Origin of the sequence: Streptococcus sp. (assembly GCF_030825805.1) — a bacterium.
In the GTDB taxonomy this organism is placed as follows: Bacteria; Bacillota; Bacilli; order Lactobacillales; family Streptococcaceae; genus Streptococcus.
This window is the reverse complement of sequence record NZ_JAPJPF010000031.1, coordinates 1-22,916: the sequence shown is the minus strand read 5'-3', so window position 1 is coordinate 22,916 and position 22,916 is coordinate 1. Positions and strand designations below refer to the sequence as shown.

21 protein-coding genes and 1 rRNA gene are annotated in these 22,916 nt (G+C 42.0%); 3 read left to right on the top strand and 19 right to left on the bottom strand.

All coding sequences use genetic code 11. From position 1 onward, the window contains the following. The 4 genes from RCH62_RS06000 to RCH62_RS05985 form a co-directional block, all read right to left on the bottom strand. Positions 1 to 85, bottom strand: a 16S ribosomal RNA gene (locus RCH62_RS06000); the annotation flags it as partial. Positions 86 to 380: 295 nt separating this feature from the next. Further along, positions 381 to 926: a ribosome hibernation-promoting factor, HPF/YfiA family gene (gene hpf / locus RCH62_RS05995; protein ID WP_125375215.1), complete on the bottom strand. Its 546-nt coding sequence runs from the start codon at positions 924 to 926 to the stop codon at positions 381 to 383. A gap of 87 nt (positions 927 to 1,013) precedes the next feature. Continuing rightward, complete coding sequence (locus tag RCH62_RS05990; protein ID WP_257573063.1) at positions 1,014 to 1,619, bottom strand: ComF family protein; 606 nt, start codon at positions 1,617 to 1,619, stop codon at positions 1,014 to 1,016. Between the two features lie 62 nt (positions 1,620 to 1,681). Continuing rightward, a complete protein-coding gene (locus RCH62_RS05985; protein WP_219075021.1) occupies positions 1,682 to 2,980 on the bottom strand; it encodes a DEAD/DEAH box helicase in 1,299 nt (432 codons plus the stop codon). Positions 2,981 to 3,035: 55 nt separating this feature from the next. On the opposite strand from RCH62_RS05985, the gene RCH62_RS05980 reads away from it, so the two are divergent. Both RCH62_RS05980 and cysK read left to right on the top strand, forming a co-directional pair. Further along, positions 3,036 to 3,668, top strand: coding sequence for a YigZ family protein (locus RCH62_RS05980; protein ID WP_023027744.1), 633 nt, complete (start codon positions 3,036 to 3,038; stop codon positions 3,666 to 3,668). 91 nt (positions 3,669 to 3,759) lie between these two features. Continuing rightward, a complete protein-coding gene (cysK, locus tag RCH62_RS05975) occupies positions 3,760 to 4,689 on the top strand; it encodes a cysteine synthase A (protein ID WP_023027743.1) in 930 nt (309 codons plus the stop codon). A 325-nt stretch (positions 4,690 to 5,014) separates the two neighbouring features. Here the strand turns inward: cysK and RCH62_RS05970 are convergent, their stop codons facing one another. The 13 genes from RCH62_RS05970 to RCH62_RS05910 all read right to left on the bottom strand — a co-directional run bounded on the left by RCH62_RS05970 (position 5,015) and on the right by RCH62_RS05910 (position 19,407). Further along, positions 5,015 to 5,383, bottom strand: a complete 369-nt coding sequence (locus RCH62_RS05970) for a S1 RNA-binding domain-containing protein (RefSeq protein WP_120701187.1) — start codon at positions 5,381 to 5,383, stop codon at positions 5,015 to 5,017. Further along, entirely contained in the window at positions 5,380 to 6,786 is a 1,407-nt protein-coding gene (locus RCH62_RS05965; RefSeq protein ID WP_219075020.1) for a bifunctional Cof-type HAD-IIB family hydrolase/peptidylprolyl isomerase, read from the bottom strand. The genes RCH62_RS05970 and RCH62_RS05965 overlap by 4 nt, the downstream gene beginning before the upstream one ends. Before the next feature lie 44 nt (positions 6,787 to 6,830). Continuing rightward, complete coding sequence (locus tag RCH62_RS05960) at positions 6,831 to 7,463, bottom strand: response regulator transcription factor (RefSeq protein ID WP_023022361.1); 633 nt, start codon at positions 7,461 to 7,463, stop codon at positions 6,831 to 6,833. Then, positions 7,441 to 8,460, bottom strand: coding sequence for a sensor histidine kinase (locus RCH62_RS05955; protein WP_219075019.1), 1,020 nt, complete (start codon positions 8,458 to 8,460; stop codon positions 7,441 to 7,443). The genes RCH62_RS05960 and RCH62_RS05955 overlap by 23 nt, the downstream gene beginning before the upstream one ends. Continuing rightward, a complete protein-coding gene (liaF, locus tag RCH62_RS05950) occupies positions 8,457 to 9,152 on the bottom strand; it encodes a cell wall-active antibiotics response protein LiaF (protein WP_219075018.1) in 696 nt (231 codons plus the stop codon). Before liaF ends, RCH62_RS05955 begins: the two co-directional genes overlap by 4 nt. Before the next feature lie 133 nt (positions 9,153 to 9,285). After that, positions 9,286 to 11,154, bottom strand: a complete 1,869-nt coding sequence (pknB, locus tag RCH62_RS05945; protein ID WP_219075017.1) for a Stk1 family PASTA domain-containing Ser/Thr kinase — start codon at positions 11,152 to 11,154, stop codon at positions 9,286 to 9,288. Next, complete coding sequence (locus tag RCH62_RS05940) at positions 11,151 to 11,891, bottom strand: Stp1/IreP family PP2C-type Ser/Thr phosphatase (protein WP_306474840.1); 741 nt, start codon at positions 11,889 to 11,891, stop codon at positions 11,151 to 11,153. Before RCH62_RS05940 ends, pknB begins: the two co-directional genes overlap by 4 nt. A 21-nt stretch (positions 11,892 to 11,912) precedes the next feature. Next, positions 11,913 to 13,226, bottom strand: coding sequence for a 16S rRNA (cytosine(967)-C(5))-methyltransferase RsmB (rsmB, locus tag RCH62_RS05935; protein ID WP_306474839.1), 1,314 nt, complete (start codon positions 13,224 to 13,226; stop codon positions 11,913 to 11,915). Then, a complete protein-coding gene (gene fmt / locus RCH62_RS05930; RefSeq protein ID WP_306474838.1) occupies positions 13,216 to 14,151 on the bottom strand; it encodes a methionyl-tRNA formyltransferase in 936 nt (311 codons plus the stop codon). Before fmt ends, rsmB begins: the two co-directional genes overlap by 11 nt. Positions 14,152 to 14,162: 11 nt before the next feature. Beyond that, complete coding sequence (locus RCH62_RS05925; protein ID WP_219075014.1) at positions 14,163 to 16,553, bottom strand: primosomal protein N'; 2,391 nt, start codon at positions 16,551 to 16,553, stop codon at positions 14,163 to 14,165. A 62-nt stretch (positions 16,554 to 16,615) separates the two neighbouring features. Next, positions 16,616 to 16,930: a DNA-directed RNA polymerase subunit omega gene (gene rpoZ, locus RCH62_RS05920; protein WP_042361373.1), complete on the bottom strand. Its 315-nt coding sequence runs from the start codon at positions 16,928 to 16,930 to the stop codon at positions 16,616 to 16,618. 28 nt (positions 16,931 to 16,958) lie between these two features. Continuing rightward, the gene (gene gmk, locus RCH62_RS05915) at positions 16,959 to 17,588 is read right to left on the bottom strand and encodes a guanylate kinase (RefSeq protein WP_006596846.1); all 630 of its coding nucleotides are present in this window, start codon (positions 17,586 to 17,588) and stop codon (positions 16,959 to 16,961) included. Between the two features lie 211 nt (positions 17,589 to 17,799). Continuing rightward, positions 17,800 to 19,407, bottom strand: a complete 1,608-nt coding sequence (locus tag RCH62_RS05910) for a ribonuclease Y (protein WP_306474837.1) — start codon at positions 19,405 to 19,407, stop codon at positions 17,800 to 17,802. 269 nt (positions 19,408 to 19,676) lie between these two features. Here RCH62_RS05910 and RCH62_RS05905 point away from each other — a divergent pair, with 269 nt between their 5' ends. Then, positions 19,677 to 20,159, top strand: coding sequence for an S-ribosylhomocysteine lyase (locus tag RCH62_RS05905; protein WP_006596848.1), 483 nt, complete (start codon positions 19,677 to 19,679; stop codon positions 20,157 to 20,159). Positions 20,160 to 20,202: 43 nt separating this feature from the next. On the opposite strand, the gene RCH62_RS05900 is transcribed toward RCH62_RS05905, so the two are convergent. Continuing rightward, on the bottom strand, positions 20,203 to 21,642 hold the full coding sequence (locus RCH62_RS05900; RefSeq protein ID WP_306474836.1) for a cell division site-positioning protein MapZ family protein: 1,440 nt from the start codon (positions 21,640 to 21,642) through the stop codon (positions 20,203 to 20,205). Next, complete coding sequence (locus RCH62_RS05895; RefSeq protein WP_306474835.1) at positions 21,639 to 22,811, bottom strand: class I SAM-dependent RNA methyltransferase; 1,173 nt, start codon at positions 22,809 to 22,811, stop codon at positions 21,639 to 21,641. The genes RCH62_RS05900 and RCH62_RS05895 overlap by 4 nt, the downstream gene beginning before the upstream one ends. Positions 22,812 to 22,916 lie beyond the last annotated feature (105 nt).

Sequence of the window (22,916 nt, the reverse complement as noted above, 5' to 3'; positions counted from 1 at the left end):
GCAAGCTCCTCCTTCAGCGTTCTACTTGCATGTATTAGGCACGCCGCCAGCGTTCATCCTGAGCCAGGATCAAACTCTCATTAAAATAATTGTTTGTCTTAAACTCATTCTGTCACTGACAGATTTATTGTTTTTTTCATTGTTCAGTACTATAACCTTAGTTATAGTGCCCTGCACATTGGTTCGTCTTGTTCAGTTTTCAAAGGTCTTTGTCGCTCTCGCGCGACAACTATATTAGTATATCACGACCACTTCGCCTTGTCAATATCTTTTTTCTATTTTTTTATTTTTTTTGTTGTTTTTTTGATTTGCGACTATTTATTCCCTATATAAAAGGAAAGCTCCTGTATATTCTACAGGAGCTTTCTGACTGAATTCATTTATTTTTCTTTAACTTCGAGAAGTCCAATATCTCCATCTTCACGACGGTAAATAACGTTAGTTGTATTGTCTTCCACATCCTTATAGATGAAGAAGTCATGTCCCAATAGTTCCATTTGAAGAATCGCTTCATCTAATTCCATTGGTTCAATGTCAATCGTTTTTGTACGAACGACTTTTTCCAATGCAACACTTTCTTCTACTAAAACGTCTGTAAAGATTTTGCTAGTTGCAGATTTACTACGATTTTTCTTTTCAATCTTTGTTTTATTCTTACGAATTTGACGTTCAATCTTATCAACTACCAAGTCAATAGATCCATACATATCTTGAGAAACATCTTCTGCACGAAGCGTAATAGAACCAAGTGGAATCGTGACTTCAACTTTTGCAGTTTTTTCACGATAAACTTTTAGGTTTACACGTGCATCCAATTCTTGCTCTGCTTGAAAATATTTTTCAATTTTTTCGAGTTTAGAAACGACATAGTCGTGAATGGCTTCTGTTACTTCTAGGTTTTCACCACGGATACTATATTTAATCATATAAGTACCTACTTTCTAAACGTTTTTCTTTTTATATCTATATTATAACGCTTTCATTTTATTTTTGCAAATATATTTTTGATTATTCTATCTTGCTAATGAAAAAGATCTTATTTCTTTCACCCCATTTACATTTAACATTTCTTTAGCTCTCTCTATTGTTGCCCCTGTTGTGTAGATATCATCCATTATCAGTATTTTCTCCGGCCAGCTTTTGTTTTTAAACTCTTTTCGTTCAAAGGCTTGTTCTGTTTTTAATCTTTCCTTTTTATTTTTCTGTGATTGGGCTTTTGTATTCTTTTTTTTCAATACGTCTTGATAAGGGATTCTTGCAGCTTCTAAGATGGCTGTTACCTGATTAAATCCTCTCTTCTCATTTCTCTCATCGCTTAAAGGAATTGGAACAATGGTATACCCTTTATACTTTTTGAGCGCTAGCTTTACTTCCTCAGCAAAGAGACCAGCTAACAGTTGGTCCCCCTGGAATTTGTATTTCTGAAAATATTCCTTCATTTCCTCGTTATAGTAGTAAAGTGCTTTATGGTTGACACTTTTCCCTTTTCGCTCCCACTCTTGGCAATCTTCACAAGATGTCTCAGAACTTTTTTTACAACAAGTCTTGCAACTAGCTTCACTAACTGCTTCGAACTTGTTTTTACAGTTGTCACATATTGTGAGATTCTTTTTTGTCATTAAGATTAGATTCCTTAAGGATTCTTGATTGGATAACTCTTCATCACATAACAAACAGTTACTCAAAATCCTGCCTCCCGATTCATTTCTTTTATTTCTTTAATGGCTTGTGTCATTTCTTGGCTGCTTCCTTCTGCTAGGAAAAGCAATTCCCCTGTAGGTCTTTCCATACTTCTTCCCACACGACCAGATATTTGAACCAGTGCGCTCTTAGTGAACAGCCGATGATTGGCCTCAATCACAAACACATCTACTTTAGGGAAGGTGACTCCCCTTTCCAGGATTGTCGTTGAAACAAGGATGGTAATTTCTTGGTTGCGAAATTTTTCTACCAGTTCCAATCTATTTTCTGTTTTAGAGGTCACCAGTTCGATGATTTCATCCTTGAAGTTCTCTCTTAAGAGTTTAAGGATCTTTTCTCCTAATTCAATCTCTGATACAAATAGGATCAGTGGAAAGCTTGTTTTTCGTTGTTTCTTTATTAGTCTGAGTAACTTCCCTGGTACTTGCCTCTTTTCTACTTTCTTTCGTAGATCTTTTAGCCATACTTTTTTAGGAATTACTAGAGGATTTCCGTGAAAGCGCCTGGGTAGGCTAACGCGGGTTATTTCCTTTTTTTTGACCTTTTTATCTAACTCTTTTGTAGAGGTAGCTGTCAAATAGATAAGTTTCCCTTTCTTGGTTACGGCATTTGAAACGGCATGGTAGAGAACAGGGTTATCAACAAAAGGAAAGGCATCGACTTCATCGATGATGAGGAGGTCAAAAGCTTGATAGAACTTTAGTAGTTGATGAGTGGTGGATATGATAAGAGGCGTTCGGAAATAAGGTTCTGAATCACCGTGCAACAAGGAGATGGGGCAGGAAAAGTCCTTTGTCATTCGCTTATACAATTCAATACACACGTCAATCCTTGGTGTAGCAATACAAACACATCTCCCCTTTTTTATCACTTCTGCCACCACTTGGTACATCATTTCCGTTTTACCCGCTCCTGTTACTGCGTGTACCATCATCGGCTTGCTATCTGTTAAGGATTGAACCAACTCTTGAGAAACCCGACTTTGAAATGGTGTCAGACTCCCCTGCCATCTTAAGACTTCTTCTTGGGGAAAAGCTTCTTGGGGAAAGTGATAGAGTGTTTGGTCGCTCCTAACTCTTCCTAATTGAATGCAAGCTCTACAATAGTAGCTTCCTATCTGCAGTTTCCATCTAGTCTTATCAATCTGGCTTCCGCAACGATTACAAAGCAAACCCGTCTTTTCCTCTACCATAGTTGGCAGTCGCTGGGCTTGTCCAAGTAGCTCCACCTCTAGTTGATCTTGGGTAAACAACCTTCCATAACAATCTTCAACTTTCATACTTATATATTCGTAAAAGCTCGCAGTTTTAAGAGTTTTTTTGTAAAATAAGTGTATGGAATACAAGACATTTAAAGAGGACGGCCTCGTCCAAGAAGAAATTAAAAAATCTCGCTTTCTTTGCCATGTTAAACGGGTCTATACTGAAGAGGAAGCTCGCGACTTTATAGCTGCTGTCAAGAAAGAACATTACAAGGCAACTCACAATTGCTCCGCATTTGTCATAGGCCAACAGTTTGAGATCAAACGGACCAGCGACGACGGAGAACCGAGTGGTACTGCCGGCGTTCCCATGCTAGGTGTGCTAGAAAATCATGAGTTGACCAATGTCTGCTGCGTTGTCACTCGTTATTTTGGTGGGATCAAGCTAGGCGCAGGCGGTCTGATCCGTGCTTATGCCGGTAGCGTCGCTCAGGCTGTGAAAGAAATCGGTCTCGTTGAAATCAAGGAGCAAGTTGGGTTAGGGATTACCTTGACTTATCCCCAATACCAAGAGTTTGTGAACTTTCTATCCGCTCACCAATTAGCAGAATTTCAGACAGACTTCACCGATGCTGTCTTTAGTCTGATTTATGTAGATAAAGAGCAAAAAGAAGATGTGATTGCAGACCTGATTGATTTTTACCATGGAAAAGTTGAGATTAGTGATCAGGGGCTAAAGGAAGTGGAAGTTCCTATCCAGTTATAAAAAAAGGCTATCACCTCGATAGCTTTTTTATATTTTACAAACCGGATTACTGGCGGTATACTGGATACACTAACAAAGGAGTGTATATCGTATGCCAATCTATGAAAATATTACAGAATTAATCGGAAAAACACCTATTGTAAAATTGAACCACTTGGTACCTGAAGGGGCTGCTGATGTCTATGTTAAACTAGAAGCCTTCAACCCAGGTTCATCTGTCAAAGACCGGATTGCTCTTAGCATGATTGAAAAAGCAGAACGAGATGGTCTGCTTCAACCTGGTTCTACTATCGTTGAAGCAACCAGCGGAAATACAGGAATTGGTTTATCATGGGTTGGGGCTGCCAAAGGGTATAAAGTCGTCATCGTCATGCCTGAAACCATGAGTGTTGAACGTCGGAAAATCATTCAAGCTTATGGAGCTGAACTGGTCTTAACTCCAGGTAGTGAAGGAATGAAAGGAGCTATCGCTAAAGCAGAAGAAATCGCTGCAGAACGAAACGGTTTCCTTCCCCTCCAATTTAACAACAGCGCCAACCCAGAAGTCCATGAAGCAACAACAGGACAAGAAATTTTAGAAGCTTTTGGGCCAAATGGATTGGATGCCTATGTCAGTGGTGTTGGAACAGGTGGAACTATTTCAGGTGTTTCTCATGCCTTGAAAAAAGTCAACCCAGCCGTTCAAGTCTATGCCGTTGAAGCAGATGAATCAGCGATTCTTTCTGGCGAAAAACCAGGACCTCACAAAATCCAAGGACTTTCAGCAGGGTTCATTCCAGAAACTCTGGATACCAATTCTTATGATGGCGTAATCCGTGTCACTTCTGAACAAGCTTTAGAATTAGGTCGCTACATTGGTGGAAAAGAAGGATTCTTAGTTGGAATTTCATCTGCCGCCGCTATCTATGCAGCGATTGAAGTCGCAAAAGAGCTTGGAGCTGGTAAAAAAGTCTTGGCCTTGGCACCAGATAATGGGGAACGTTACCTTTCGACTACTCTTTACGATTTTGAACAAGAATAAGAAAGAGGCTACAATGTAGCCTCTTTTTGAATGTAGATAAACTATTGTTTTACATAAAACAGCTGGATGATTTTCAAAAAATGACTTTTTTTTTTAGTCATTTAAGAAGATGAAAAACTTTCCGCTGTGAGAAAAGTGCCTGAAACACAGTTGTTTCAGGTACTCGGAATTATTGAGGCCTTAGGCTCAATAATTAGTCATGGAACTTCTACGAGGTTCGCTGACGTCCGTACTCACCTAAGGAAAGTTTCTAAAATTACTTTGTCTTTAATCTGAAAGAGGCTACAATGTAGCCTCTTTTTCTTCTATCTGCGGAAACAAATTCTTATTTTCCCCGCCCAGTATCACTCAAAAATTCTTTACTTTCTTTAATCCAAATAGGTAATTGCTTAGCTAAAGGAGTAAAACCGATCTTATGGCGATCATTCGAAAAACGATGATGACGAAAGTGCTTTCTATTCCCAGCTTCTAAGGTTCGAAGGGACAAACTAGCCTTCCCTGAATATTCATCAATATCGATGACCTGAGTAGTAACTTCATCTCCAATTTTTAAAATATCATGAATGTTGTCAATATACCCACTGCGGATTTCAGAAATATGGATTAAACCGGTTACCCCTGTCTCTAGTTCAACAAAGGCTCCATAAGGTTGCAACCCTGTCACAACACCCTTCAGTTTATCCCCGATTCTCATGCGTCTCCCTCAATATCAATCGATTCCATCACCACATCTTCTTTGGGTTTGTCCATGGCACCTGTCTCGACTGCTGCAATGGTGTCCAATACTTGATAAGAAGCTTCGTCCATCAACTGACCGAATACTGTGTGACGACGGTCCAAATGAGGCGTTCCTCCTTCTTCTGCATAAATTTCTGCAATAGCTTCAGGCCAACCACCACGGGCAATTTCCTTTTTAGAATAAGGAAGGTGTTGGTTTTGAACAATGAAGAATTGACTGCCATTGGTATTTGGTCCGGCATTGGCCATAGATAGCGCGCCACGGATATTGTACAATTCTTCAGAGAATTCATCTTCAAAAGATTCTCCGTAGATGGATTCCCCACCCATACCTGTTCCAGTTGGGTCGCCACCTTGGATCATAAAATCTTTAATGATGCGGTGGAAAATCACTCCGTTGTAATAGCCGTCTTTCGCAAGCGCAATAAAGTTTGCAACGGTTTTTGGTGCTTGATCAGGGAAGAGACGAATCTTCAGATCTCCATAGTTGGTATGAATCGTCGCAATTGGTCCTGTTTCCTGATCCATTTTTGTTTGTGGTAAATGCAATTCTTTTTCAACCATTTTTAACTCCTCTAAGGCATGTAAAATGCCATCTTCTTCTAAAGTTTTTGTGACATAATCTGCTTTAGCTTTTAATGCTTCCTGGGCATTTCCCATGGCAATCGCTAAACCAGCATAGTCAAATAATTCTATGTCGTTCAATCCATCCCCAAATGTTAAGACATTTTCTGGTTTGAGCCCTAGTTTTTCTACTACCTTTGAGACACCATGAGCTTTGGATTGCTGATTCAAGACAACATCAGATGAAATTGGATGCCAGCGAACCAAACGCAATTCTTGTGCCAAATCCTCTGGGAGAGCATCGAATGCTTCACCAGTCTCGAAGGTCCACATTTGATAGATAGAATGCTTGGCAGCAAAATCAGGATTCACTGGTAGATTTGGATAGATGGGATCAATGGCCTGGCTCATCTCTTCCGTCCGAACAGAAAGGGCTGCTTGATGGCTCCCAACCAAACCATAATGAATTCCAACTTGCTTGGTCCAAGCAATAAAGTCTTGAATAAGTGGATTTGGTACCCTTTCTTCATAAATGACATTTTCCTTGCGATCAATCACGTAGGAGCCATTCAAAGTGACATAGAAGTCCGGTTGGAGAGCCTTGATTTCTTCTGGTACTCCAAAAATCCCTCGTCCACTAGCAATAGCTGTGTAAATTCCTTTTTCTCGTAATTGAGAGAATACTCTGGTGATCGAAGCTGGAACATAGCCTGTCTCAACATTTCGTAAGGTATCGTCAATATCGAAAAATACTATTTTAATCTTTTTCGCTTTGTAGCGTGTTTTTGCATCCATGTTGGTCTCCATTTAGTATGCTGTCTATTATAGCATGTTTTTGACTAAAAATCTTCCTGAGAGACCAAGTGATGTTGGAAGGCATAAACTACTGCTTGGGTACGATCGCTCACTTCTAATTTTGACAATATATTCGACACATGGGTCTTGACTGTTTTTAATGAAATGAATAATTCATCAGCTATCCGTTGATTTTCGTACCCCTTGGTTAGTAAAGCCAAGATATCTCGTTCACGCGCGGTCAGGTCATCATGGAGTTCCACGTGATTTTTTCGATACTCTACTTTTTGGCTGACTTCTGTCTCAATCGCCAACTCTCCCTGCTCCACCTTGTAGATTGCACGGAGAATTTCCTCTGCACTGGAAGTTTTGAGCATATAGCCTTTAGCTCCCGCATCCAAGACAGGGTAAATTTTTTCATTGTCCAGATAGGACGTTAGGATTAATATTTTTGCATCTGGCCATTCCTTTAAGATGGCGAGCGTCGCTTCAATCCCGCTCATATGGGGCATGACAATATCCATAATAATGACGTCTGGTCGTTCTTGTAAAGCTAACTCGACACCCTCTTGACCATCACTAGCCTCTAGGACTTGGTCAATCCCCTCTTGCATACTTAAATAACTTTTTAATCCTAATCGGACCATCTCATGATCATCTACTAGTAATAATTTCATCATTTTCTCCTTCTACTAATGGCACTTTGATATCAATGGCCACTCCTTTTTTGGGACTGGCCAAAATTTTAATTCTTCCTGCCATGTCATCCACTCGATCTTGAATATTTTTCATACCGTAACTTAGTTCACCCAGCGATTCTGGATCAAAGCCTACTCCGTCATCTGCTATCTTGAGATGGAGGGATTGTTCTGCTTGCAAAAGATAAACATCTAATCGCTTGGCATGAGCATGTTTCAATGTATTGCTAACCACTTCTTGCACAATCCGGAAAATATGCTCTTCAATGGCTTTAGGTAATTTTTGAACATCGTGTTCAAAATGAACTTCTAAATTGCTCTTTTCTTGCAGTTCTCTAAAAATCACCTGCAGACCTTCTACTAGGTTCCGACCTTCCAATTCTGTCGGCCGTAAATGCAGTAGCAAAATTCGCAAATCATTTTGAGCAGTATTTAGAATCTCTGTAACTCCCTTCAACTGTTGCCCTACTTTAGGAAGTTGAAGAACTTGATCCTGGCTGGCTACACCGGACAAGATCATGTTGGCTGCAAATAATTCTTGGCTCACCGTATCATGGAGATCTCGCGCAATTCGCCTGCGTTCTCTTTCCACAATCTCTTCTTCATTTTGCATGACTCGATTTTCTGTTCGTTGCAAATTTTCTGTTAGCCGTTTGAGCTTCCGATCCAAGCGTTGAAAATCTTCATTAATTTCTTTGTTTTCTCCCAGTTTTAACTTCTTGCCTTCGAGCAAGCTTCTTAGGTTTTTTTGGACGGTATTCATAATTGTAAATTGAATCAATTTAATCAATAAAATCATCAAAATAGTGAGAGCAACCGTCAAGCCAAAGCCAATAAACAGAAATGCACGAAGCTTTGATAAATCTTCCAATAGATAAGTCCACTGAAAGTCGAAGAGACCAAAGATAGAATGGATAATAACAGCTAGAATTAAGACCGTATATAGGAAGATTAAAAGATAGTCTGTTCGTTTCATCCTCTGACCACCTCCACATCTCCAACGATTCCTGCTACAACAAGCTTCACTGTCCGATGGGAACTTCGATAATCTGGCGTCTCCATGCTAACTGTCTCATTTCTCAATTTCCTAGGTTTTTGAGAAAAGAGGCGTAATTCTCCATATAAGGTATTCACCTGCAAGCTAAGCTCTACATCCACTGGCAGAATAATTTTAGTATTGCCAAACATCTTTCTCATGATTATGACATTGTCATGATTTACGACAATCACTTCATCTAAGTGAATCGTATCCTTCCCGACTAAACGTGTAATCGTTAAATCACGAAAATGGCAGTTTACCTTTGAAAAATGATGCAAATCTCCAATCCAAGGCGTTTTCTCTTGTCGGATTTCTACATCTTCCTCATAATCTATCTTCACTTCTTCGTTTTCACGGTAAAAATAAGGATAAGCCACCAGCATGGCATAGACTACGGCAAACAAAAGCGCAGCGATGACATAGGGATTTAGCATGACAATAAAAAACAGCAGGATGCTGGACGCCACTAAAAGAAAATTACTCCGTTGTTTTCCGATGTAATAATACAATAGAAGTAAGCAAAGAACCACGATTAGGACAATACGAGATATATTTCCCGCTAAAATAGTGATTGCAGCCATGGTGAGTAACAAAGCTTCGACAAACACAAACAATTGAATCTTCCACATAATTGAACCTCTCCATTCTATTTTATCAAAATTCCAAGGGATTCGCTTCCGCCTCTAGAAGGATTCATTCCTACTCTCTCTTTACTGAAAAAACCAGACCGATTTGGTCTGGTTTTATAAGATCATCACGTTACTATTCTGGCTCAGTGGTAGCTGAAGGATCCGTATTGGAATGTGATTCCACTGTTGTAGAGCTTGAGCTGTCTGATGAACTGCTTGAAGCTTTCGTACTACTTGATGGTTCCGTCTTCGGTTCGTACACAGTCAAGACAATACGAGTCTTTTTAATATCGATGCTTGATTGAGCTTCTGGAGTCTGACTCACAATTTGACCTGGTAAGACTTCTACTCCAGCCGGAAGATGCGATGTGGTCTTCCGTTCAATATTTGCTTCCTTCACCCCGTAGATCTGAACGAGATTAGAAACAGCAAATTCATAATAAGAACCGACATAACTTGGTAATTCGATGGAATTACTTTCCTTAGATACTTTCAGAACAACCTTCGTACTAGAAGTCAAATCATATTTTTGACCAGCGGCAGGAGATTGCTCAATAACGATTCCTGGCTCTACTTCATTGGTCTCAACTTCTTCAATCGAAATGAGCTTGCTAGACAGCTTATAGTTATTTTTCAGGTCATTTTCTGCATCTTCTCTAGCCATATTAGTATAGTCTCTCATGTCAAAGGTGCTTGGTCCTTTCGAAACAACCAAATCAATCTTGCTGTTTTCCTTTTTCTGAGCTCCAGCATTTGGATTGGTACGAATCACATAGCCCTCAAGTACAGAATCACTGTATTCTTCTTTTTCGTCTCCAACTTGAAGATCCTGATCTTCAATGATAGCCCGAGCTTCTGCGACAGTTTTTCCAGATACATCCGGAACTGTTTTGTTGGCTGGACTCATATAAAGAAGAAAGGCAAAGGCAGCTAGTACCAAAGCTAAAGCAACAAACAAGACTTTATAGCGTGTCCTCAAACGACGACGTGGCTTATTTTTTGGAGAAACTGGAACTGTTCTATCCTCTGAAGTCCCTGGTAGGTCCTCATGAACGGCCGGACGAACGTCTGATGTTGGAAGTGGAGCTGGTTTTGGAACCACGTTTACCTTTGGTAGGGTCTTGGTATCCGCTTTTGAAGCGTCATCAAAGACCAATTTCTTCTCGTTACGCCGTTCATAAGATAAGCAGCTAGATAGGTCGACATACATTTCAGCTACCGACTTATAGCGATCGGATAGTTTCTTTGCCGTTGCCTTAATAACCACATTTTCCAAGGCTTGTGGAACATTTTTATTTTCTTCGATGATGGATGGAAGTGGTTTTTGGAAATGTTGTAGTGCGATGGTCACTGCACTATCCCCATCATAAGGGATATGTCCCGTCAGCATTTCATAGAAAATAATTCCCATTGCATAAATGTCACTTTGAACAGAAGCTTTCGATCCTCTGGCTTGTTCAGGGGACAAATAATGAACCGATCCCAACATAGAGTTTGTCTGAGTGAGACTCGTTTCTGCAAAGGCTACTGCAATCCCAAAGTCAGAGACCTTGGCATTTCCGTCAGGTGTTAAAAGGACGTTTTGAGGTTTTAAGTCACGATGAATAATCCCTTGTGTATGCGCCAGGCGCATAGCAAGAAGGATTTGCCCCATCAAGCGAACGGCTTCTTCATTTGAAAGAGGTGCATTTTCCTTGATATAACGTTTCAAGTCTAAGCCAGCGACATATTCCATCGCCAAGTATTGTTGACCTTCCTCTTCACCGATATCCGTAATCCGAACGATATTTGGATGATCCAAATCTGCCATCGCTTTGGCCTCTCGTTGGAAGCGAGCAACTGCAATTGGATCTGTTTGGTAATTGGTCCTCAGTACTTTAACTGCAACTTCTTCACCATCTAAGATTAAATCCCGAGCGAGATAGACGTCTGCCATCCCTCCACGCCCGATTTGACGGATTATCTTATATCGTCCGGCAAAAATTTTGCCGATTTGAATCATGCTATATCCTCCTCAGCAAAGTGAATCAGTACAACTGTAATATTGTCCAAACCGCCAGCATTATTCGCAAAGCGAACCAAGGTTTTTGCCTTTTCTTCAACCGATAAATCGCTGGTAACGATATCACGGATTTCATCACCAGAGATCATATTGGTTAATCCATCACTATTGATAACAATGAAATCTCCCGCTTCAATCGTAACCATACCAAAGTCCGGCTGCAATTCATCCTTTTGTCCAATAGATTGGGTGATGATATTGCGTTGCGGATGATGAGCTGCCTCTTCTTCCGTAATCTGGCCAGCTTTGAGCAAGGCGTTTACTAAGGAATGGTCACTGGTTAATTGATGGTATTCCCCATTACGCACGAGTCCAATTCGAGAATCTCCTACATGCGCAAATAAGACTTGGTCATCGATAATGGCGAGAGCTTCCAGAGTTGTTCCCATTCCTTTATGTTCTTCATCTTGACCAATGCGATGGATCTGCTGATTTTCTTTTTCCAGATTATCTGCAAACCACTCTCTTACTTCGTTAATGGTGCTGATTTCAGTCGCTACCCAAGCAGCGCCAAGATCTGTAACAGCCATCTCGCTCGCAATATTGCCAGCACGATGCCCCCCCATCCCGTCAGCTAGAAAAATCATGGATTTTCCTGCTTTGTTTTTATATTGATTTGCATAGTCTTGGTTATTTGTCCGTCTTTGACCTACATCGGTTAAGATAGAAATTTCCATACTGTCCGTATCCTCCTGAGATTACGATATTCTTCGAAAACGACTAATAAAGAAACCATCGCTTCCATACAATTCCGGCGTAATTAAAATACAACCCTCTTTCAGAATATCTTTTCGTTCATGATCTAATGGCACGAGTTCAAAATTTGGATGGGTTTCTAAAAACTGGTGAACCACATCAAAATTCTCTTCTCCTATAATTGTGCATGTACTGTAGACTATTATACCATCTTTCCGCACACTTTGACAAACTCCATCCAATATTTCCAATTGAATCGCCTGCAGAGATGCAAAGTCAGCATTATCTTTATTGTACTTGATGTCTGGCTTTCGGCGGATCAAACCAATCCCAGAGCAAGGGGCATCTACCAAGATTTTATCGAAGGCATCCGATCCAAAAGTTTCAAATACCTTGCTGGCATCCAGTTTTTTTGTCTGGATTTTATCTGCCACTCCTAGACGCTCCGCGTTTTCCTGAATTAATTGGAGCTTATGATCGTACAAGTCCAATGCTGTAATCTTCCCATCGACTAGATAAGAAGCTAGATGAGTAGTCTTGCCACCAGGTGCTGCACAGGCATCCAATACCTGGTCTGAAGGTTGAACCTCTAAAGCTGGAGCTACCAATTGACTTGTCTCATCTTGAATGGTCAGTTTTCCTTGCTTGAAGTAATCAGAGCCTGCAAAATAACCATTCTCCTTTACAAGGGCAGTTGAGGCCAAGAGGGAATCTGAAGCCTGCAACTGGTCCTTGATTTCTTCTTTTTGGTCAAGGTCAACCACTCTCACACTAGCCTTATTGCGAACATAGAGACTTTCGAAAATTGCAATTGCCCGCTTTTCTCCATACTCATCCAGCAGCTTTTTCACCAACCAAACCGGAAGTGAATAACGGATCGAAAGTCGTTTGTTGACTCGTTTAATCTGGTCAATCGATGGAAGCCCCTCTCGTAGCATTTTCCGTAAGAGAGCATTGACATATTTTTCGCTCCCCTTCTTCCGTCGCTTGGCAAGCTCTACTGCTTCATGGACAACAGCATGGGGAGGAATCTTCTCAAGATAGACGAACTGATAGAGGCTCATCAATAAAAGATGATAGATCCATGGGTCTACCTGATCACGATCAGCGACAAAGTGCGATAGATACCATTCCAAAGTTAATTTACGCGAAACCGTCCCATAAACGATTTCGGTCACTAGACTTTTATCCACTTCTGACAAAGTTGCCTTTCTCAGAGCTTTTTTGAGGGCAATATTTGAAAAGGCACCGTCCTGGAAAATCTCTCCTAAGGTAGAGAGGGCCAACCCTCGTGCAGTCTGCATCTTATTTACCAAATTGATCACCTACTTGCAATTGTCGACCTAAGCCATTTAAGAAATCTCCAACAGCCATTTTAGGTTTGCCAGCTGGCTGAACCAGGATCAAGGCCAAGGCTCCCTCACCTGTCGCAACAAGGATTTCATTTTTATGGAGAGCCAAAATTTCCCCTGGTTGACCTTGTCCTTCACACGGTTTCGCTTGGTAAATCTTGAAGCGTTCTCCCTTCCATAAGGTATGGGCAACCGGCCAAGGATACATGCCTCGAACTTGGTTGAAGAGTTCACGGTTGGTCCGTGTCCAATCCAGACGTTCTTCTTCCGGTTTGATATTGGGAGAGTAGGTTACTTGTTTGGGGTCCTGGGCTTGTGGCTTAAGTTCTCCTGCAAGATAAGACGGCAAGGTCTCTAAGAGAAGATCCCGACCGATAAGAGCTAATTTCTCAAACATGGTTCCCACATTGTCCTCTTCTAAAATAGGGATGGCACGAGAGGAAATCATATCTCCGGCATCCATCTCTTTGACCATTTCCATGATGGTCACACCAGCTTCTTTATCCCCATTCATAATGGCATAATGAATAGGAGCCCCACCACGGTATTTTGGAAGAAGAGAAGCATGGACGTTTACAGCAAACTTCATCGCCTCTAACAAACGACTCGGCAAGAATTGTCCAAAGGCTGCTGTAACAATCCCGTCTGCTCCCAAAGCCAATAAATCTTCTAACTCCTGGCTTCCCGATAGTTTCTCCGGCTGGTAGACTGGCAAACCTGCTTCTAAAGCCACTTCTTTTACCGGCGTCATCCGAATTTCTTTTTTTCGCCCAACTGCTCGATCTGGTTGAGTCACAACGGCTAGAATCTCATAGCGTTCATCAGAAATCAAGCCTTTTAAAACTGTAGCCGAGAAATCAGGCGTTCCCATAAATAGTATTTTTGTCATTTTTTCTCCTTCTACATAAAACTTTGCGGTTCATTGTCAATGCTGACTCGAAGATCTTGATTTTCCCGCTCTTGAGTAAAGTCCAAAATCTGATTTAAGACTTGTGGTAACTGGTCTTCAAACCGGTACTTCAACAGGATCTGGTAATGGTATAAATTATGCGTACGAGCAATTGGTTTTGGCGTTGGTCCCAAAATTTGAACCTGTTCCGACAAACCTGCTTTCAACAGGTCCATCACCTGATAAGCTTTTTTAACGACAACCTCTTCTTGTTTGTGAGAGAGGGTCAAACCTACTGTGTAATAATAAGGCGGATAGCCTAACTGGCGACGAACCTTCATTTCATAGGCATAAAATCCTTCGTAATCTTGGCGTTTTGCATATTCAATAGCATAATGATGAGGATTATAGGTCTGGATCAGAACCTGTCCTTCTTTATCCGCACGACCAGCCCGTCCTGCCACCTGGGTTAATAGTTGGAAGGTCCGCTCTGACGAGCGAAAATCAGGTAAATTTAGGGCTGTATCCGCATTGAGGACACCGACTAGCGTTACATTGGGGAAATCCAAACCTTTGGCGATCATCTGGGTCCCCAGTAAAATATCGGCTTGTCCTTGACCAAACTGGTCCAACAAGGCCTCGTGACTCCCTTTTTTCCGAGTGGTATCGACATCCATCCGCAGAATGCGGGCTTCAGGAAAAATTTCTTGTAGCTCATCGTAGGCCTTCTGGGTCCCCGTCCCGTAGTAACGAATCGATCGACTTTGGCAATTAGGACAGACTGTAGGAATAGCCTTATGGTAATTGCAATAATGGCAGTCCATCGTCTTAGTGTCCATATGGAGGGTCAAGGAAATATCGCAATTCGGACAGGTATCTACCTGACCGCACTCGCGACACATGACAAAGCTGGAATAACCCCGGCGATTGAGCATGAGGACGACTTGCTCTTTTCGTTGCAGACGTTCTGCTATCGCTTCAAGCAACTTGGGGGTATAGGTTCCAGATTCCTGCTGGCCAATATAGTCCCTGAAATCGATCACCTCTACCTCTGGAATGCGAGCAAGCGGATTGGCCCGTTGGGTCAGTTGAAGAAATTCATAAACCCCTTTTCCTGCACGGGCCCGCGTTTCCAAGCTAGGAGTCGCCGACCCCAAGACCAAAACAGCTTGGTGGTATTGAGCTCGTAACAAAGCCACTTCACGCGCATGATAACGAGGATTGCTATCTTGTTTATAAGTAGCCTCATGTTCTTCGTCAATAATGATAGCTCCCAAATTCTTAAGAGGAGCAAAGATAGCAGACCGAGCTCCAACGACTACTTGGGCCTCCCCTCGCTCTACTCGTCTCCACTCGTCGTATTTTTCACCGTTGGATAGACCCGAATGAAGGATGGCTACCCGATCCCCAAAGCGAGAAATGAAGCGGTCCGTCACTTGAGGCGTCAAGGAAATCTCAGGAACCAACATAATCGCTGTTTTCCCTTTTTCTAGCACCTCTTGGATGATTTGGAGATAAACCTCTGTCTTCCCACTCCCCGTCACTCCTTCAAGTAAGAAGGGTTTGGAAGGTTGACCAATTTTGCTCGTTACTGCTTGCACTGCTCCTTCTTGTTCAGCATTCAAAACCAATGCCTCCGTCGACTCCTTGTCCTTAAAGTAGACTGCCGCACGATTGACTTCTTTCTCAAACACAAGCAAGGCACCTTGGTCGATGAAATAGTTCACCACTGGACGAGAGAAATCCGCCAACAAATCCCTCAAAGGTGCTTCCTCTTTTTGACCTTGAACAAAGTCTCGCAAGGCCAAGCGCTTTTTAGCATTCTTGGCGATGTCTAAGTTTTCAAGTAGGAGATGATTTACCCGATACCATTTTTCTGTCTTGATATGTTTACGATCTACCGCTTGGTACTCTACTTCCAGCTCTCCCTTACGAGTCAGTCGCATCATCCGTGCTTGGGCTTCAATATCTAAAGAAGAAAAAGCCAAGCTAGTCGCTGTTCCAAAAATATCCTCTCGATCTTCTGGCGATAATAGTTCTGTCGGATGGAGAATTTTATCATAGGAAGAATTTAAAACACTCGGGAGCATGGCTTTCAAGAGGGTAATTTTGTAGGCAAAAACTGTCTTTCGCAACTGATCTGCTAGCCAAAATTGCTCCTCTCCTAAAACCGGTTGGTAGTCTAAGACTTCCACAATACTTTTTAATTCTTGGTCTTGAGCTGCTAGAGTGGTTTCCTCTAAGCCAACTACAATTCCTTGAATGAGCCGATTGCCCTTTCCAAACGGAACATGCACCCGCATTCCTTTTTCCAAGAATGGAGAAAACTCTTCCGGTACTTGGTAACTATAGGGTTTATCCGTCTGCATCAAGGGAACATCAACAATGACTTGTGCAAGCATGTTTCCACCTCCTTCCTGCCCTAGTGCTAAATAGCAAAAAATAAGATTGAGCGAACCCAACCTTAAATTTTTTCCCCATCTTCTTTTTCTTTTGCGATTTGTTCTTTAATTTTACGCTCTTCTTCTTCTTTACGCAAGCGTTCTGCTTCGATTCGGCGACGAACCGCTTCGCGCTTGGCTTCTGGATCTGGGTGAATCACCACATTTCCTGATTCAATCTCTTCCAAGGCACGCAAGGTAGATTTTACGGATTGAAATTCTTGAGTGGGACTTGCACCACTCTCTAACTCATGAGCTCGTTTGGCTTCAAGAATAACCAAAGAATATTTTGACGGTACTTTATCCAACAATGTATCAATGGATGGTTTTAACATCATAATCTTTTTACCTAATTCCTATTCTAAATTATCGTACCACCTGAGTGGCTTTGGGAAGCATTTCTTGGTAGTGACCAATCACCCGATCAACACGGAAATGTTCCGCCTCAATCACACGTTTGACACGTTCCGCAGCCAGAGGCACTTGGTCATTGACAATGGCATAGTCATACTCACGCATCAAGGCAATCTCTTCTTTGGCCTTTTCGATCCGTTGGGCAATCACTTCCGCACTATCCGTGCCACGTCCAACCAATCGATCTTGCAACTCATCCAAATCTGGAGGAGTCAAGAAAATGAAGACGGCATCGGGTACCTTTTTCTTCACCTGCAAAGCCCCTTGCACTTCGATTTCAAGGAAGACATCGATCCCCTTATCAAGAGTCTCGTTCACATAGGTCAAGGGAGTCCCATAATAATTACCTACATATTCAGCATATTCGAGCATTTGACCTTGACGAATCAACTCCTCAAATTCTTCACGTGTACGGAAGAAATAGTCTACTCCGTCCACTTCACCAGGGCGTTGTGCACGTGTTGTCATCGATACTGAGTATTGAAATTGATTGTCTGAGCTTTCAAAAATCTCGCGTCTAACCGTCCCCTTCCCAACACCTGAGGGCCCTGAGAAAACGATTAATAATCCTCGATCCGCCATTTTATCTCCTTCGCTATCTTTCTATCTAGTGTAACAAAAATAGAAAGATTTTTCAACAGATTTTTCCTAGAGACAAGGCTCCTAACCCCTTCTCTGCCAATGAACCATTTCATCTGTGCTAAGCCATTTTTAACACGACTCACAAAAAAATAGCCAACTAAGGTTGTTCCACCTTAGCTGACTATCTTTTATATATGGCTTTTAACAAGCTCTATTTTGCATAATCAATGGCACGTAATTCACGAATAACGGTTACCTTGATGTTACCAGGGTACTCCAAGTTGGACTCAATCTTCTCACGGATATCATGAGCCAAGATGGTCAACTTATCATCCTTGACTTCTTCAGGGCTGACCATAATTCGAATTTCACGACCTGCTTGCAAGGCAAAGCTGGTCTTAACTCCCTCAAAGCCATTTGCAATTTCTTCAAGATCTTGCAGGCGTTTGATGTAGCTTTCAAGAGACTCGCTCCGGGCACCTGGACGCGCTGCACTCAAGGCATCTGCTGCTGCAACAATAACTGCGATGACACTTTCTGGTTCGACATCACCATGGTGACTGGCAATCGTATTGACAACAACAGGGTGCTCTTTGTATTTACGAGCTAATTCAGTACCAATTTCTACGTGGCTACCTTCTACCTCGCGGTCGATGGCTTTACCAATATCATGAAGGAAACCAGCTCGACGAGCCAAGGTAGCATTTTCACCAAGCTCACTAGCAATAATACCAGATAACTTAGCGACCTCAATGGAGTGACGCAAGACGTTCTGTCCATAGGAAGTTCTGAATTGCAAGCGTCCCATAATCTTCATCAAATCAGGATGTAGATTTGGTGCGCCAATTTCATAGGCTGCCGCTTCACCATATTCACGAATCCGTTGGTCAATTTCCAAACGGTTCTTCTCTACCAACTCTTCAATCCGAGCTGGATGGATGCGACCATCTTTCAAGAGACTTTCCATGGTCATTCGTGCGATTTCCCGACGAATCGGATCAAATCCAGACAGTGTAACTACTTCTGGAGTGTCATCAATAATCACATCCACACCTGTCAAACTTTCGAAGGTTCGGATATTTCGACCTTCGCGACCAATAATCCGGCCCTTCATTGCATCATCTGGTAAATGAACCGTTGAGTTGGTCTGTTCTGCCACAAAATCCCCGGCCATCCGTTGCATGGCTTGAACCAGGATATCTTTTGCAACTTTATCTGAACGTTCTTTCACTTCCACTTCTGCTTCTCGAATTCGAGTCGCAATCTCTTTGGAGAGTCGTTCTTCTGTTTGCGTTAAGATAATATCACGTGCTTCCGATTGAGTCAGAGAAGCAATTTTTTCTAATTCTTCTTCTTTCCTCTTTTCTAGCTCATGTAATTGTTCTTCACGCGCATCAATGTGTTTAGTTCTATCTGAAAGACTTTGCTCTTTTTGTTCAAGAGCTTGCTCTTTGCTCGTAAGATTGTCATCTTTGCGATCAAGATTATTCGAACGTTCCGCTAAGCGGGTTTCTAATTGTTTTAATTCTTGACGCTCTGATTTAAACTCAGCATCGACTTCTTCTCGATATTTTCTGGCTTCTTCCTTTGCCTCCAAAAGTGCTTCTTTTTTAAGTGAACTAGACTCGTGCTTAGCTTCTTTCAAAATCAAATCAGCTTCGCGCTCTGCCTGTCCACGTAAATTCGTTGCTTCTTGTTCAGCATTTAAAAGAGTAAGTTCTGCAGCCTCTTTCGATGCTTTCATCTTGACTGAGATCCCTACATATCCAATGACTAAACCAATGATTGCGGCAAAAACAATTGCAATTCCAAATTCCATGTTTTTACCCCTAATCTAATGAATAGTTGAATTAAAAAATTCTTTATTATTTTATCATATTTTTACAAAATTAACAAACAAATTTTCTAGCGAAAACTAATCTATTTCTGCTATTCTTCTAATGCTTCTCCCCCTTGAGTCTAACGGGAAAACACCCTAAAACAAGCTTCTGAATCCTATTTCAACGGCTACTTGCCTCTCTCTTCTCTTGTGTTTTCTTCCAGCGCCAATTGTGCTATAATCAAGAAAAAAGAAATTGAGGAAGATACATGACGAAAGAAGTTATTGTGGAAAGTTTTGAACTAGACCACACTGCTGTAAAAGCCCCTTACGTCCGCCTAATCGGAGAGGAAACTGGACCAAAAGGAGATGTTATCTCAAACTATGATATCCGCTTGGTTCAACCAAATGAAGACTCTATCCCGACTGCTGGTTTACATACAATCGAGCATCTATTAGCTATGTTGATCCGTAAACGCATTGATGGAATGATCGATTGTTCCCCATTTGGGTGTCGTACTGGCTTCCATATGATTATGTGGGGACAGCACGATCCAAAAACCATTGCACAAGTGATTAAATCCTCCCTAGAGGAAATTGCTGAAGCGACAAGCTGGGAAGACGTGCCAGGAACGACGATTGAATCTTGTGGAAACTATAAAGATCACAGCCTCTTTTCTGCCAAAGAGTGGTGCAAATTGATTCTCGAACAAGGTATTTCTGACGATCCATTCACACGCCATATCGTATAAAAAACAAAAGACTTCTCTTTGAAAGAGAAGTCTTTTTTAATTCTTAATAATCCAATGCATCGGAATGGCCTTTTCCGTTTCCGACAAAGTAGCCTGTTTTAGCATTGATACTAAACAAATAAGTTCCATCTGGCTTAAAGAGGTTGTAATAACCATTGCCGTTGATAATATTCACGCGTTCTAAGATGTATTGATCCCCAACGATATGACCACGTTCCCGGGCAATCTTCAGAACTTTCTCCAAAATACCAGGATTAAAGGTCCACGCAGGATTGTTTACATCGTCAAGCGCTGCTTGGTTGTATGGCACCCGGCTCAAGTTTCGTTGAAGTGGCACACCAGTACTTTGAAGACCAAAGCCAGAATAGCCTGGGTTCACTCCGCCTGTCGTGTTGCCTTCAGTAGCTGGGGCTGGGGTAGGAGCAGGACTGGTTACCGTTCCTGAAGAAACTGCATTTCCACCTGCAGCACTGCCACCACCATCTGTCACAGGTGCTGGAGTGGCAACTTGTTGTGATCGTCCTTGAGCTGCAGCATCTTTCAACAATTGGTTCAACTGTGTATTAGCTGTTGACGCATCTGAAAAGACTGCATCACTCTTTACCTGAGCCTTGGTATCGATGACCCCATCCTTAATAACTGGGCTGGTAAACTGAGAGTTAACTGTTTGAATAGCAGAAACCTGCTTCACCAATTCATCGTATTTACTTTTGGCTGCATCGTATTCTTTGGTGTCTTTCAATTTTTCCAAACTGGCTTTTAGTTTTTCCAAATTACCAAAAGAATCATTTTTCAATTTCGTCTGCGTGTCATCTGTATAGAAGGCTGCATACTGATCATTAAAGTCCTTCAGCAAAGCCTCTGTATTCGCGCTCGTTGAGGAAGAAGAACTAGAGGACTTCTTGCTAGATGAGCTAGTAGAAGAGACGACTGTCGTTTCCCCTTTAGACTGGTTACGGATCCATTGATAAGACAACCAACTAGCCGTAGCAACTGCTGTCAGAGCTAAAACTGAAAACAAAATTGGTTTGACCCGGCTTTTTTTCGGTTCTTCAGGAATCTCAATTTCTTCATCCACATATGGTTCTGTTGGCTCTGGACCAAACTTAATTTTTGCAGGGCGTTCCCCAGGAATTGGATCTGGAATGCGAGCAGATGCAACCTCTTTTTTAGCTGCTTCTGCTGAGCTTGCTTCTGTTGCAGGTTCTTCATTTGGAATTGACTCTGTTGCTTCCACAGTGGCTGCTTCCTCTGCCTCAGCCAACATTTCCTTTTGCATGACGATGGTATCAAACTTGTGAGCTTCGATTTCGTCACGGTGCTGTTTGATGTATTTATCGAGGACATTGTCTGTTTCCTTGACCCCTGCTTCGATTTCTTCAGCTTTGCGGTTCGCTTGGCCAATCGTCATCTCTTTGGCGTCCTTAAAATCAAGAACTGACTCTGCCTCTTGGCCCAACTGCTGTTTATCTTCTTTTGTCATATGTTTCCTTTCTCACTAGTCGCTTGTCGACGTACCCGCTCCCCAAAGAACTGATACAAGTCAACCTTTAAGGTTCCGTTATATAATTTTCTTTTTTTATCCGCTTGTCGCCCAAACTTCTTTTCAAAGTTTTCATCGCTGGTCAGGATAAATTTGCTCCAAGTCTTCAAGGGCTCAAAGACCTCTCCCATTTCAGCGTACAATTTTGTCACCCCTGCATCATCGGATAAGCGTTCACCATACGGCGGATTGGAGATAATGACCCCATTAATCTTATCTGAACGCAGATCTTGCACCCGCATTTGCTTAAAGGTGATGTCGCTCGCAACACCCGCTTTTTGAGCATTTTCTTTGGCAATCTCAACCATCCGCGCATCAATATCGGTTCCCATGATGTCTAGGACAAGGTCCCGATTGATTTTTTTACTAGCCTCTGTGCGAACATCTTGAATCAGACGATTGTCGATCCAATTCCACTCTTCAAACGAGAAAGTCCGTCTCAAGCCCGGTGCTATCTGGCGAGCCATCATCGCCGCTTCGATACAGAAGGTTCCTGATCCACAAGTCGGATCAACCAAGGGCTTGTCTGGGTACCAATTGGAAAGTTGAAGAATGGCTGCCGCCATATTTTCCTTAATAGGAGCTCCCCCTTTTTCCGTCCGATAACCACGTTTGAAGAGGCTACTACCAGTCGTGTCAATCAGGACAGTAGCTTGGTCTTTAAGGATCGATACTTCGATCTTGAACTCTGCTCCATTTTCTATTAGAGGAACACCTTCCGGGCGGGCATAGTGTTTTTGCAACTTTTTAACAACAGCCTTTTTTGAAATCGCTTGTACACTCGGTTCGTTATGCAATTTGGATTTGACACATTTTGCTTTGGAGATGGGGAAACGCGCTCCTAAAGGGAGGTATTGGTCCCAATCCAAGGCAAAAACTCCTTGAAAGAGTTCTTCAAAGGTACGGGCAGGAAAGGATCCTACGACGATCTTGATTCGGTCTGCAGCCCGCAACCAAAGATTGGTTTCGATGATTGCACGAACATCGCCTTTGAAACGGACTCGTCCATTTTCCACTTGGCAATCGTAGCCGAGCTCTCGTAATTCACGCCCAACCACTGCTTCTAATCCAGCAGCAGCTGTCGCAATTAATTCAAATTGTTTTTTCATTTGTTCCTCATTGTTTAAAAAAGGAGGTTGAGATTTCTCTCCCCCTCACCACCTATATGCAATTTTCTATAAGCCATGTTTTGTTCCAGAAATGACTAGGTACCA